Genomic DNA, 12,574 nt, shown 5'->3' with positions numbered 1-12,574 from the left:
GGATCGCCACCCGCGGCTACACCGCCTGACCGGCGACCACACCGCACCACCCGACGACAAGGGCCGGACCCCGCACGGGGTCCGGCCCTTGCGGCGTCTACGGCGGCCGAGGGCCGAGGGCCGACGGGGCTCAGCCGCCCGAGTCGGCCAGCTCGGCGCCCTCGGGGACGGTGTCGTCGTCGCGGCTGGCCAGCCAGCCGTCGGGCAGGTAGACCTTGCCGGGCGAGTTGGTGCGCCCGCGCGGCTGGCCCAGCGTGGCCACCGGGAACGGTTCCGCCGGGTCGAGCTTGCCGAGCAGGTCGTCGAGCTGGGCCAGGCTCTCGATCATTGCCAGCTCGCGGCGCAGCTCGCCGCCGACCGGGAAGCCCTTGAGGTACCAGGCGACGTGCTTGCGGAAGTCGGTACAGCCGTCCCGCTCGCCCCGGGCGGGGGTGCGGGAGCCGGCGGTGAACTGGTCGACCAGCAGCTCGGCGTGGCGGCGCATCGTCCGCGCCACCTCGCCGAGGGTGGGCAGCCGGCGCTCCGGGCGGCCCTCGAAGGCCGCCTCCAGGTCGGCGAAGAGCCACGGCCGCCCCAGGCAGCCGCGGCCGATCACGACCCCGTCGACGCCGGTGTGGGCCACCATCCGCAGCGCGTCGTCGGCCTCCCAGATGTCGCCGTTGCCGAGCACCGGCACGTCGAGTGCCTGCTTGAGTGTCGCGATGGCGTCCCAGTCGGCGGTGCCGGAGTAGCGCTGCGCCGCCGTACGCCCGTGCAGGGCGACCGCCGCCACCCCGGCGTCCTGGGCGGCGAGCCCCGCCTCGACGTACGTCAGGTGGTCGTCGTCGATGCCCTTGCGCATCTTGACCGTGACCGGCACCCCGGCGGGTGACGCGGCCTGCACCGCGGCCCTGACCAGCCGGGCGAAGAGCCGGCGCCGCCACGGCAGCGCGGAGCCGCCGCCCCGGCGGGTGACCTTCGGGACCGGGCAGCCGAAGTTGAGGTCGATGTGGTCGGCGAGGCCCTTCTCGACCACGATCCGCACGGCGGCGGCGGTGACCTCCGGGTCGGTGCCGTAGAGCTGGAGGCTGCGGGGCTGCTCGTCGGCGCCGAACGCGATCATGCGCAGCGTCTTCGGATTCCGCTCGACCAACGCGACGGTGGTGATCATCTCGCACACGTAGATGCCGCCGCCCTGCTCGCGGCAGAGCTGCCGGAAGCCGACGTTGGTGATGCCGGCCATCGGCGCGAGCACCACCGGCGGCCACACCTCGTGCCGCCCGAGGGTCAGCGGGCGCAGTGCGGGAACGGTCGGCGCGGTCACCGGACAAGTGTACGGGGACCGGCCGGCGCGACTGCCGCGCCGGCCGGAGTCCGCCGCAGCTCAGCAGCCGGGGAGGCGCTCGATCAGGTAACGCTCGACCTGGTCCAGCGAGATGCGCTCCTGGGCCATGGTGTCCCGGTTGCGCACGGTCACCGCGTCGTCGTCCAGGGTGTCGAAGTCGACGGTGACGCAGAACGGGGTGCCGATCTCGTCCTGGCGACGGTAGCGGCGGCCGATGGCCTGCGAGTCGTCGAACTCCACCACCCAGCGCTTGCGCAGGTCGGCGGCGAGGCCCTTGGCCTTCGGCGAGAGCGCCTCGTTGCGCGACAGCGGCAGCACCGCCACCTTGACCGGGGCCAGCCGGGGGTCGAAGCGCATCACGGTGCGCTTGTCCACGCCGCCCTTGGTGTTCGGCGCCTCGTCCTCGTCGTACGCCTCCAGCAGGAAGGCCAGCACCGCGCGGGTGAGGCCGGCCGCCGGCTCGATGACGTACGGCATCCAGCGCTCGCCCTTGGCCTGGTCGAAGTAGGAGAGGTCGACGCCGGAGTGCTTGCTGTGCGTGCTCAGGTCGAAGTCGGTGCGGTTGGCGATGCCCTCCAGCTCCGCGAACTCGGTGCCGCCGAACTGGAAGCGGTACTCGATGTCGACCGTGCGCTTCGAGTAGTGGGAGAGTTTCTCCTTCGGGTGCTCGTAGAAGCGCAGGTTCCCCTCCGACAGGCCGAGGTCGAGGTACCAGTTCCAACGCTCGGAGAGCCAGTACTCGTGCCACTGCTCGTCGGAGCCCGGCTCGACGAAGAACTCCATCTCCATCTGCTCGAACTCGCGGGTGCGGAAGATGAAGTTGCCCGGGGTGATCTCGTTGCGGAACGACTTGCCGGTCTGCGCGATGCCGAACGGCGGCTTCTTGCGGGCGACGGTCTCGACGTTCTTGTAGTTGACGAAGATGCCCTGGGCGGTCTCGGGCCGCAGGTAGTGCATGCCCTCCTCGCTCTCCACCGGGCCGAGGAAGGTCTTCATCAGGCCGTTGAACATCTTCGGCTCGGTGAAGGTGCCCTTGTTGCCGCAGTTCGGGCAGTTCAGCTCGGCCAGTGACGCCGGCGGCTTGCCGTGCTTGGCCTCGTACGCCTCTTCCAGGTGGTCGGCCCGGAACCGCTTGTGGCACGACTGGCACTCGGTCAGCGGGTCGACGAACGCGTCCAGGTGACCGGAGGCGGCCCAGACGTCGCGGGACAGGATCACGGCGGAGTCGAGGCCGACCACGTCGTCGCGCTGCTGGACCATGGTCTTCCACCACTGCCGGCGGACGTTCTCCTTCAGCTCCACGCCGAGCGGACCGTAGTCCCACGCCGACCGGGTGCCTCCGTAGATCTCGCTGGAGGGGAAGACGAAGCCTCGGCGCTTGGCGAGGCTGACGACGGCGTCGATACGGTCGGCTGGCATGTTTCCTCCTACGCCGACTGGCGGTCGGCGGGGACGCGAGAAAGGACGGAACGAACAGTTCGGGACAACGGTACGACCAGCGCCGTCCCGGGCCCAGCAGAATACCGGGGGCGGGTCAGCTCACCCCGCACACCTCCATGCCGCCGGTCTGCTGGTCCTGCCCGAGGGTGACCTGCTGCCGGTCCTGCTGGCCGCCCGTGTAGGTCACGTCGACCGGGACGGTGAGGCCGACGGCGTCCACGTCGCCGACCCGGAAGGCCGCGATCTGGGGCTCGGCGGCCACCCGGCGCTCGAACTCCCGGCGCGACTCACGCTGCTGCGCGTCGTCGCAGAGCTGGTCGTACGCCGCGCCGTACTTCCGCTCGACGAGCGCCTGGTAGTAGTCGGTGGAGACGGTGCGTCCCTGCTCGCGTACGGCCTGCACCCCGGTCACGGCCAGACCCACCACGGCCGCGCCGCCACCGCCGCAGCAGAGCAGCACGGCGAGGGCCCCCGCGCCCAGCCCGAGCCAGAGCCGGGTGTTGCGCCCCTCGGTGGGCGGCGCCGCGAACGGCGGGGAGACTCCCGGCCCGGCCGGCGGGGCGGGCACGCCGGGGTCCGCCGGCGGACCGGGCGGCGCGGGGTACGGCGGCGGGGTCGCCGGTCCGGGAGCGGTCATGCAAGCAATGTAGTGCCCGCGGGCTCAGCGGTAAGGACCAGCGGCCCGATCGCTGGCGCTCAGGACGACGTCCCCGCCCGGCGCGGCGCTGGCCAGCGCCTCGTACGCCGACGGCTCGTCGAGGGACTCGGCGAGCAGCGGCACCGCCGTGATCTTGACGTCGAAGCCGCCCAGGGCCCGCCGGTAGGTGCCAACCGACTCCCACTCGGTGACCAGGCACCAGTGCCGCGGGTCGTCCAGCGCCCGGACCAGCTGGCCGCGCAGGTAACCCGGCCGGGCGGCGAGCGCGGCGAGGGCGGCGTGGGCCCGCCCGGTGAACTCGTCGGCGGCATCGACGTCCACCACGAACCGGTTCGTCACCAGCACGGGGCTCCTCCTCGTAGAGTCTGTGGGATGCAGCGTACGCAGAGCCCCCTGCCGGCCCGGTTGGCCCGGGCGAACCCGACGACGGTGTTCCTGGTCACCCTGGCGCTGGTGCTGGTCGCGTTCTTCACCCCCGGGGTGGTGGGCGGGCTGCTCACCCTGCTGCTCGCGGCGGCGCTCGCCGCGCTGCTGGTGACCACCTGGTCGGTGCAGACGGCGCCGACCCGGGTGATCCGGCTGGTGGCGCTCACCCTGCTGGTCACCGCGGGGCTGGCGAAGCTGCTCTGACATGCAAGCATGCGTTTTTGACAATCATTATCGTTGTCGCGGACAGTTCAAGTCATGAACATCCGCTCCGCCCCCCGCACCCTGGCCGCCGCCACCACCGCCCTGCTCGCCCTGGGCGGTGTCGCGGCCTGCTCCGACGACGGCCCGGCCGGCGCCGACCCGCAGCGGGTCGACGTGGTGGCCGCCTTCTACCCGCTCCAGTTCCTCGCCGAGCGGGTGGGCGGTGACGCGGTGAACGTCACCAACCTGGTCAAGCCCGGGGCGGAACCGCACGACCTGGAGCTGAACCCGGGCCAGGTCGGTCAGGTCGCCGAGGCGGAGCTGGTCGTCCTGCTCAAGGGCTTCCAGCCGGCGCTGGACGAGGCCGTCGCGCAGAACGCCGGGGACCGCGCGTTCGACGTGTCGACCGTGCAGCCGCTGCTGGACGCCGCGGCGGGTGGCCACGACCACGACCACGAGGGCGAGGAGCACGCGCACCCCGAGGAGTCGGGCAAGGCCGAGGAGCCCGGCCACGAGGAGGGCGGCACCAAGGACCCGCACCTCTGGCTGGACCCGACCCGCCTGGCCACGGTCGGCGACAAGCTCGCCGAGCGGCTCGGCCGGGCCGACCCGGAGCGCGCCGCCGACTACACCGCCCGCGCCGGGGCGCTGCGCGCCGAGCTGGAGAAGCTGGACGGCGAGTTCACCACCGGGCTGAAGACCTGCCAGCGTCGGGAGATCGTGGTCAGCCACACCGCCTTCGGCTACCTGACGCAGCGCTACAAGCTGGAGCAGATCGGCATCACCGGGCTCAGCCCCGAGAACGAGCCCGCCCCGCAGCGCCTGGCCGAGGTCGCCCAGGAGGCCCGGGAGCACAAGGCCACCACGATCTTCTTCGAGACGCTGGTCAGTCCGAAGGTGGCCCAGACCATCGCCGCCGAGGTCGGCGCGAAGACCGCGGTGCTGGACCCGCTGGAAGGACTGTCGAGCGAGAACGGCGGCGACTACCTTTCGGTGATGCGTACCAACCTTGCGACCCTGAGGACGGCGTTGAGCTGCTCGTGACATCCCCAGTCATCACCGTCGCGCACGGGGTGGTCGGTTACGACGGCCGCCCCGTGCTGCGCGACGTCTCGCTGGCCGTGACCGCCGGCGAGGCGGTCGCGGTGCTCGGCGCCAACGGCTCCGGCAAGTCCACCCTGATCCGCGCCGTGCTCGGTCTGGTGCCGCTCAGCTCCGGCTCGGTCACCCTCTTCGAGCGCCCGCTGCGCCGTTTCCGGCAGTGGCACCGCATCGGGTACGTCCCGCAGCGGCTCGGCGCCGGCAGCGGCGTGCCGGCCACCGTCCGCGAGGTGGTGGCCTCCGGCCGGCTGGCCCGACGCGGCGTGCTGCGTCCGCCCGGCGCGGCGGACCGGGCGGCGGTGGCCGCCGCGCTGGAGGCGGTCGGGCTCGCCGACCGGGCCCGCGACCCCGTCGCCACGCTCTCCGGCGGGCAGCAGCAGCGCACCCTGATCGCCCGGGCGCTCGCCGGCCAGCCGGAGCTGCTGGTCCTCGACGAGCCGACCGCCGGGGTGGACGCCGCCAGCCAGGAGGCGTTCGCCGGGGCGCTGCGCGACTTCGTCGTCGGCGGCGGCACGGTGCTGCTGGTGGCCCACGAGTTGGGGCCGCTGCGGCCGCTGATCAGCCGGGCGGTCGTCGTACACGAGGGTGGGATCTGCCACGACGGCGCGGTGCCCGAGCCCGCCGGCCACCACGCGGAGCCCGACCACGACCACGTGCACCCGCACGGTCCCGACGAGCCCGCCGGGCTGTGGAGCAGCTGAGATGGAACTCTTCCAGTACCCCTACATGCAGCGTGCCCTGATCGGCGCCCTGATCATCGGCCTGGCCGCCCCCGCGCTCGGCATCTACCTGGTGCAGCGACGGCTCGCCCTGATCGGCGACGGGGTGGGGCACGTGGCGCTGACCGGCGTCGGCGCGGGCCTGCTGCTCAACCGCTCCCCGGTGCTGGTGGCGGTGGTCGTGGCCACCGCCGGCGCGATCACCATCGAGCTGGTCCGCGCCCGCGGGCGCACCTCCGGCGACCTGGCCCTGGCCCTGCTCTTCTACGGCGGCATCGCCGGCGGCGTGACGCTGGTCGGGCTCTCCGACAGCACCAGCGCCAACCTGAACGCCTACCTGTTCGGGTCGCTGACCACCATCTCGCCGCGGGACCTGGGCACCATCGCGGTGCTCGGGGTCGCGATCGGGGTGACCATGCTGGCGCTGCGTCCGGCGCTCTTCGCGGTCTGCCACGACGAGGAGTACGCCCGGGTCTCCGGCCTGCCGGTCCGCGCGCTCAACATGCTGCTCGCCGTGGCCACCGCCGTCACCGTGACGATCGCGATGCGGGCCGTGGGGGTGCTGCTGATCAGCGCGCTGATGGTCGTGCCGGTGGCCACCGCGCAGCAGGTGACCCGGGGTTTCCGCAGCACGATGACGGCGGCGATGGCGCTCGGGCTCTTCGCCGCCGGCTCCGGCGTCTGGGTGGCGGCGAACGCCGACACCGCCCCCGGCGCCTCGGTGGTGCTGATGGCGATCGCCTCGTTCGGGGTGGTCGCGGTCCTCGGCGCGGTCTGGCGGGCGGTGCGCCGGCGGCGTACCCCGGCCGCCGCGCCGGTGCCCGAGCCGCACGAGGTCGTGCTGCACTGAGCCTGCTCAGCGGCGTGCGGGTGGTATTGGTTACCGTTACGTTGTGACCGACGGATCAGGCTACGACGCCTTCGAAGGTGCCGGCGAGCTGCTGCGTGCCCTCTCGGCGCCGATCCGGCTGGCAATCGTCAGCGAGCTCGCCGAGGGCGAGCGCTGCGTGCACGAGCTGGTCGACAAGCTCGGCGCCGCGCAGCCGCTGGTCTCCCAGCACCTGCGGGTGCTGCGGGGCGCCGGCGTGGTGCGCGGCTCCCGGCGGGGCCGAGAGATCGCGTACGCGCTGGTCGACGAGCACGTCGCGCACATCGTGGCCGACGCGGTGAGTCACGCCGGGGAGGGATCATGACGGGTTCCCCGGCCCGCGACACCCGGCAGCGCCCGGCGGTGGGGGCGCCGCTCGCCGAGGTGGAGGGCTTCCACGCCGACGTGCGCCACCCCCTGGGGATCTTCCGTACCCGCCCGGCCCGCGCCGGCTGAGTCCGCCCCTTGAGACGGCTGGTGCGCCGACGTTCCCGGCGGCTGCCGGCGGGCGACCGCGCGTGGCACGCTGTCCGGCGTGAAGATCTACGCCGATCGTTTCCCTTCCGCCGTCCGACAGTTGATCACCGACCTGCTCGTCGTCGCCTGGGTGTACGGCGCGATCCGCGGCGCGCTGTGGCTGCACGACCTGGTCCAGAAGCTCGCCGTACCCGGGCAGAAGCTGGAGGGGGCCGGCGGCGGCCTGGCCGACAACCTGGCCGAGGCCGGCGGCAAGGTCGGCCGGGTGCCGCTGGTCGGCGACGAGCTGACCGCGCCGTTCGAGCGGGCCGCCACCGCCGCCCGCTCGCTGGCCGAGGCGGGCCGGGACCAGCAGGAACTGGTCGACCAGCTCGCCCTCGCGCTGGCCGTCGCCGTGCTGGTCTTCCCGCTCGGCCTGGTGCTGTTCGGCTGGCTGCCGCTGCGGGTGCGCTGGATGCGCCGGGCCGCCTCGGCCGCGAAACTGGCCGCCGCCCCGGCTGGTCGGGACCTGCTGGCCCTGCGCGCGCTGGCCACCCAGCCGCTGGGCCGGCTGACCCGGATCGCGCCCGACGTGGCCGAGGCGTGGCGACGCGGCGACGACGCCACCGTGGACGCGCTCGCCGCGCTGGAGCTGCGCCAACTCGGCCTGCGGGGTGCTAGCCGCTGAGACGCACGCCGAGGTCGGGCGCGCGCCGGGCCCGGGCGGGCGTGCCACGGTGGCCGTGGCACGCCCGCCCGGGTCCGGGGTCACCGCGCCGGCGGGACGCGGCGGCGGACGTCGTCGGCGGTGGACGGGCCGGGCGACCAGCGGGCCACCCAGGGCAGGTCGTCGGCGGGGGTGATCACGCCGTCCTCCAGGGCGGCGTAGCGTCCGGCCAGGATCCGCTTCGCGGCGACCGTGTCGACGGAGTCGGTGTTCTGCCACAGGGCGGTGAAGAGCGCGTCGACCCGGACCCGGGCCTGCCGGCAGAACAGGTCGGCCAGCTCGACGTTCTCGGGCCGGGCGTCGCGCTCGGCGTGGGCGCGCACGCAGACCGCGGACATCGCGAACAGCTCGGCGCCGATGTCCACCACCCGGCCCAGGAACGCCTGCTTGCGTTCCATCTTTCCCTGCCAGCGGGACATCGCGTAGAAGGTGGAGCGGGCCAGCTTGCGCGAGGCGCGCTCGACCTGCCGCAGGTGGCCGGCGAGCGGACCGAACTCGGCGTACGCCGACGGCCTCTGCCCCCGGCCGACGGCCAGGGTGGGCAGCCATCTCGCGTAGAAGGCGCCGGCCCGCGCCCCCGCCTTCGCCTTGCGGCCCAGCCCGGCGTCGGGGTCGATGATGTCGCCGGCGACCGACAGGTGCGCGTCGACCGCCTCTCGGGCGATGAGCAGGTGCATGATCTCGGTGGAGCCCTCGAAGATGCGGTTGATCCGCAGGTCGCGCAGCAGCTGCTCGACCGCGGCCGGGCGTTCGCCCCGCGCGGCGAGGGAGTCGGCCGTCTCGTAGCCGCGACCGCCCCGGATCTGGACCAGCTCGTCGGCGATCCTCCAGGCCATCTCGCTGGCGTAGAGCTTGACCAACGCCGCCTCGATGCGGATGTCGTTGCGGTCGTCGTCGGCGAGCAGGCAGCAGAGGTCCAGCATGGTCTCCATGCCGTACGCCGTCGCGGCGATGAAGGAGAGCTTCTGGGCCACCGCCTCGTGCTCGCCGACGGGCCGACCCCACTGCACCCGGTCGACGGCCCACTCCCGGGCCACGTTCAACGCCCACTTCCCGGCGCCGACGCACATGGCCGGCAGCGACAGCCGCCCGGTGTTCAGGGTCGTCAGCGCGATCTTCAGACCCTTGCCCTCGCCGCCGATGACGTTCTCCTTCGGCACGAGGACGTCGTGGAAGCGGGTGAGGCTGTTCTCCAGGCCGCGCAGGCCGATGAAGGCGTTGCGCCGTTCGACCGTGATGCCCTCGGAGTCGCCCTCGACGACGAACGCGGTGATCCCGCCGCGCCGGCCGTCGGCGGCGGGCACCCGGGCCATCACCACGAGCAGGGTGGCGACGGTGCCGTTGGTCGCCCAGAGCTTCACGCCGTTGAGCCGGTAGCCGCTGCCGTCGGGCGTGGGCTCGGCGGTGGTGGCCAGCCGGGCCGGGTCGGAGCCGACGTCCGGCTCGGTGAGCAGGAACGCGGAGACCTCGCCGGCGGCGAGCCGGGGTAGGAAGCGCTGCTTCTGCTCGGCGGTGCCGAACATCTTCAACGGCTGCGGCACCCCGATGGACTGGTGCGCCGAGAGCAGCGCGCCGATCGCCGGACTGACCGAACCGGCCAGCATGAGCGCACGGCAGTAGTGCAGGTTGCTGAGCCCGAGCCCGCCGTACGACCGGTCGATCTTCATGCCGAACGCGCCGAGCCGGCCCAGCCCCTGGAACACCTCGTCGGGAATTTCGGCGTCCCGCTCGACGGCCGCACCGTCCACCTCGGAGGTGAGGTATTCGCGGAACCGGCCGAGGAACTCGTCGGCGCGGTCGACGTCCGCCGGGTCGGGGCGCGGCCAGGGATCGATCAGGTCGAGCCGGAACCGGCCGAGGAAGAGTTCCTTGCCGAAGCTGGGACGGTCCCAGGCGGACTCCCGGGCCGCCTCGGCGACCTGGCGGGCCTCCTTCTCGGAGACCTGGCCCGCCTCCGTCGGCAGTGGACCGGCCGCGCCGGCCGTCGGTCCATCCGCGACGTTCGCGCCTCCGGTCGCCGGCTGGTCGGCGCCGGGGTCGTCGGGCGCGGGTCGGCTGTTCTGCGTCGTGGTCACGGCGGCCTCCTCGAACCTCGGTCCGGATGCGTCTGCGTGCTCGACGAAAAGCACGCTACCCCCGGTTGTTACCCAGGGGTAGCGTTCGGTAAATATCGATACTGGCCGACTTCTGTCAGTCGGTGAGGGACCGCGGGTCCTCGTCCTCGTCGTCGTCGTCCTCGCCCCAGCTGCGCCGGGAGAACGGCAGGAACACCCAGAAGGTCAGGAACCAGAGCCCGGTGATGCCGCTGAGCACCAGGGCGATGCCCCGGTCCAGCACGAAGTCGGTGATCAGCAGCACCGCGCTGACCATCGCGATCAGCATGAAGGCGAGGCCACCGCTGGCCATCCGGTGCGCGAACCGCACCAGCTCCGGCTTGCGGCCCTGCCGGAACAGCGCCCGGTGGAACGCCACCGGAGAGATGATCATCGCGGTGGCGGCGGCCGCCGCCAGCAACGCGACGATGTAGACGTCCTTCTGGAAGCCGCTGGTTCGGGTGAAGCCGTTGCTGAACGGGAGGGTGAGCAGGAAGGCGAAGAGGATCTGCACGCCGGTCTGGGCGACCCGCAGCTCCTGGAGCAGGTCGGCGAAGTTGCGCTGCCAGCGCTGCTTCTCGGTTTCCTTGGACACGCGCTACCTCCGGTCAGACGGTCCTGCCGGCGGGGGCGGCCGGCGGCAGCATCGCTGATGCCCCACCGGCCGGCCTGCGAAACCGACTCACGTCCGTCGAACCACCCGGTCCCGCCCGGCGCGCAGGCGCCCCGTGCCCCGTGCCCCGGCGAGCATCGGACCAGGACCGGTCCCCGGAGGGTGCCGGGCGGGCCCGGCCACGAAACGGAGCCCGGCGGGCGCGGCCACAGAAGGGAGCCGGCCGGGCGGGCGCGGCCGAGGGCGTCCGGCGGCGCGGTCCCGGGGTCAGGAGCCGCGGCGGATCCGGCCGGCGTAGCGGGCCTCCAGGGCGTTGTTGTGCTCGTCGCCGCCCGCGATGTTGGCCGACAGGTAGACCGGGGGTCGCTCGCCCGCCGCCAGCAGCCGCGCCACCACCTCGACAGTGATCTGCTGCGCCAGCAACGCGGCGGTGATCGACGAGACCGCGCCGACCGCGCCGCCGCCGGGCAGCGGCAGCGTCGCGTCGCCGTACGGGGCGCCGTTGTCGAGCACCACGTCGGCGAAGTCGGCGAGCTTGCGGCCGGACGGGTGGCGCGAGGACATCTGCCCGGAGTGCCGCGCCGAGGTGATCGCGACCAGCCCGTGTCCCTTCTCCTTGACCAGCGACGCGAACTCCACCATCGCCCCGTTGACGCCGGAGTTGGAGGCGAGCACGAAGACGTCCCCGGGGCTGACCGGGGCCAGCTCGTAGAGCCGGTGCGCCACCGAGGGGTCGCGCTCCAGCAGCGGCCCGAGCACGTCCACCGGGGCGCCACCGCGCAGCACGAGGTCCCGCAGGGCGATCCGGTTGGTCGGCACCAGCCCGCCGGCCCGCCCGGCGATCTCCATGGCCAGCGCCTCCGAGTGGCCGGTGCCGAACGCGTGCACGACGCCGTCGGCGCGGACGGCATCGGCGATCAGGTCGGCGGCGCGCCCCACCGCCTCGCGTTGGCTCTCGGCCACCCGGTTCATCGTGGCGGTCACCACGGCCAGGAAGTCCTCGGCGCGCACCGTCATGTCTGCTCCGTCCATGTCGTACCTCCGTCGGGGGTGTGGCCCGGCAGCCGCCGGGCGTCGCGGGAGGGTCAGGCCTGGCCGTGCACCCGGGCCAGGATCGCCTCGGCCAGCGGGGCGGGCGCCTCGTCGGGGATCCAGTGGCTCACCCGCGACAGTTCGACGAAGCGGTAGTCGGCGCTCACGTGCCCGGCGCACGCCTCGGCGGCCCGCCGGCCGATCGCGATGTCGCGGTCGCTCCACACGAAGGTGGTCGGCACCGGCACCGGCCCGGTGGCCGCCAGGTCCCGGCGGGACATCGCGCGGTACCAGTTCAGCGCCGCGGTCAGCGCGCCCGGCTCACGCAACGGGTCCGCGTACGAGGCCACCCGCGCGTCGCCGCCGACGCCGTGCAGCATCCGGCGCAGCCCGGTGGCGTTCAGCGCCAGCAGCGCCTTCTCCGCCGTGCCCGGCTTGCGGAACAGCGTCATGTACGCCGAGCGCGCCTTCTGCCCCGGGTCCTCGGCCAGCGCCCACGCCATCGCGGCGGGGTGCGGCACCGACACCGCGGTCAGCGTGCGGGCCCGCTGCGGGTGGCCGGCCGCGACGGCCCAGGCCACCACCGCGCCCCAGTCGTGCCCCACCAGGTGCGCCGCGTCGACGCCCAGCGCGTCGAGCACGGCCACCGCGTCGGCGACCAGCTCCGGCAGCCGGTACGCCTCGACCGCCCCGGGCCGCGCGCCCGGCGAGTAGCCGCGCTGGTCGGGTGCGTACGTGCGCAGGCCGGCGGCGTGCAGCGCGGGCACCACGTCGTCCCACTCCCCGCCGTGCTGGGGGAAGCCGTGCAGCAGCAGGACGGGGGCGCCGCCCTCCGGTCCGCCGGCGCGGACGTCGAACGTCAGTCCCCGGGCCTCGATCCGCATGATCGTGAGCCTACCCAGGGTCGGCGCGG

General features: G+C 73.7%; 15 protein-coding genes. 7 read left to right on the top strand and 8 right to left on the bottom strand.

Annotated features, from left to right (window positions below; translation table 11 throughout):
* Positions 1-130: 130 nt before the first annotated feature.
* From dusB to V6V16_RS16245, 4 genes are all read right to left on the bottom strand, one after another.
* Positions 131-1,303, bottom strand: a complete 1,173-nt coding sequence (gene dusB, locus V6V16_RS16260) for a tRNA dihydrouridine synthase DusB (protein WP_334562946.1) — start codon at positions 1,301-1,303, stop codon at positions 131-133.
* A gap of 60 nt (positions 1,304-1,363) precedes the next feature.
* The gene (locus V6V16_RS16255) at positions 1,364-2,743 is read right to left on the bottom strand and encodes a glycine--tRNA ligase (protein ID WP_334562944.1); all 1,380 of its coding nucleotides are present in this window, start codon (positions 2,741-2,743) and stop codon (positions 1,364-1,366) included.
* Positions 2,744-2,858: 115 nt separating this feature from the next.
* A complete protein-coding gene (locus V6V16_RS16250; RefSeq protein WP_334562967.1) occupies positions 2,859-3,332 on the bottom strand; it encodes an Rv0361 family membrane protein in 474 nt (157 codons plus the stop codon).
* A 93-nt stretch (positions 3,333-3,425) separates the two neighbouring features.
* Positions 3,426-3,767, bottom strand: a complete 342-nt coding sequence (locus tag V6V16_RS16245; RefSeq protein ID WP_334562942.1) for an antibiotic biosynthesis monooxygenase family protein — start codon at positions 3,765-3,767, stop codon at positions 3,426-3,428.
* A gap of 27 nt (positions 3,768-3,794) precedes the next feature.
* Here V6V16_RS16245 and V6V16_RS16240 point away from each other — a divergent pair, with 27 nt between their 5' ends.
* From V6V16_RS16240 to V6V16_RS16210, 7 genes are all read left to right on the top strand, one after another.
* Positions 3,795-4,052, top strand: coding sequence for a hypothetical protein (locus tag V6V16_RS16240; RefSeq protein WP_334562940.1), 258 nt, complete (start codon positions 3,795-3,797; stop codon positions 4,050-4,052).
* Positions 4,053-4,106: 54 nt separating this feature from the next.
* Positions 4,107-5,096 carry a metal ABC transporter substrate-binding protein gene (locus V6V16_RS16235; protein WP_334562939.1) on the top strand — a complete coding sequence of 330 codons (990 nt, stop codon included), beginning with the start codon at positions 4,107-4,109 and terminating at the stop codon, positions 5,094-5,096.
* The gene (locus V6V16_RS16230; protein ID WP_334562938.1) at positions 5,093-5,854 is read left to right on the top strand and encodes a metal ABC transporter ATP-binding protein; all 762 of its coding nucleotides are present in this window, start codon (positions 5,093-5,095) and stop codon (positions 5,852-5,854) included. Before V6V16_RS16235 ends, V6V16_RS16230 begins: the two co-directional genes overlap by 4 nt.
* Position 5,855: 1 nt before the next feature.
* A complete protein-coding gene (locus V6V16_RS16225) occupies positions 5,856-6,722 on the top strand; it encodes a metal ABC transporter permease (RefSeq protein WP_334562937.1) in 867 nt (288 codons plus the stop codon).
* A gap of 43 nt (positions 6,723-6,765) precedes the next feature.
* Positions 6,766-7,065, top strand: a complete 300-nt coding sequence (locus V6V16_RS16220) for an ArsR/SmtB family transcription factor (RefSeq protein WP_334562935.1) — start codon at positions 6,766-6,768, stop codon at positions 7,063-7,065.
* Positions 7,062-7,196 (top strand): hypothetical protein, encoded by a 135-nt coding sequence (locus tag V6V16_RS16215; protein ID WP_334562934.1) that lies wholly within the window; start codon positions 7,062-7,064, stop codon positions 7,194-7,196. The genes V6V16_RS16220 and V6V16_RS16215 overlap by 4 nt, the downstream gene beginning before the upstream one ends.
* A 79-nt stretch (positions 7,197-7,275) precedes the next feature.
* A complete protein-coding gene (locus V6V16_RS16210) occupies positions 7,276-7,884 on the top strand; it encodes a hypothetical protein (RefSeq protein ID WP_334562933.1) in 609 nt (202 codons plus the stop codon).
* An 80-nt stretch (positions 7,885-7,964) separates the two neighbouring features.
* Here V6V16_RS16210 and V6V16_RS16205 read toward each other — a convergent pair whose 3' ends face one another.
* From V6V16_RS16205 to V6V16_RS16190, 4 genes are all read right to left on the bottom strand, one after another.
* A complete protein-coding gene (locus V6V16_RS16205) occupies positions 7,965-9,998 on the bottom strand; it encodes an acyl-CoA dehydrogenase family protein (RefSeq protein ID WP_442934093.1) in 2,034 nt (677 codons plus the stop codon).
* 115 nt (positions 9,999-10,113) lie between these two features.
* Positions 10,114-10,611, bottom strand: a complete 498-nt coding sequence (locus V6V16_RS16200) for a DUF6328 family protein (RefSeq protein ID WP_334562931.1) — start codon at positions 10,609-10,611, stop codon at positions 10,114-10,116.
* A 285-nt stretch (positions 10,612-10,896) separates the two neighbouring features.
* Positions 10,897-11,646 (bottom strand): SIS domain-containing protein, encoded by a 750-nt coding sequence (locus V6V16_RS16195; RefSeq protein WP_334562963.1) that lies wholly within the window; start codon positions 11,644-11,646, stop codon positions 10,897-10,899.
* Positions 11,647-11,714: 68 nt separating this feature from the next.
* A complete protein-coding gene (locus tag V6V16_RS16190) occupies positions 11,715-12,545 on the bottom strand; it encodes an alpha/beta fold hydrolase (RefSeq protein ID WP_334562929.1) in 831 nt (276 codons plus the stop codon).
* Between the last annotated feature and the right edge of the window lie 29 nt (positions 12,546-12,574).

The sequence above is a fragment of the Micromonospora sp. CPCC 205561 genome (assembly GCF_036906775.1).
In the GTDB taxonomy this organism is placed as follows: Bacteria; Actinomycetota; Actinomycetes; order Mycobacteriales; family Micromonosporaceae; genus Micromonospora.
The sequence above is the reverse complement of the archived record's forward strand: the minus strand, read 5'-3'. Positions and strand labels throughout refer to the sequence as shown.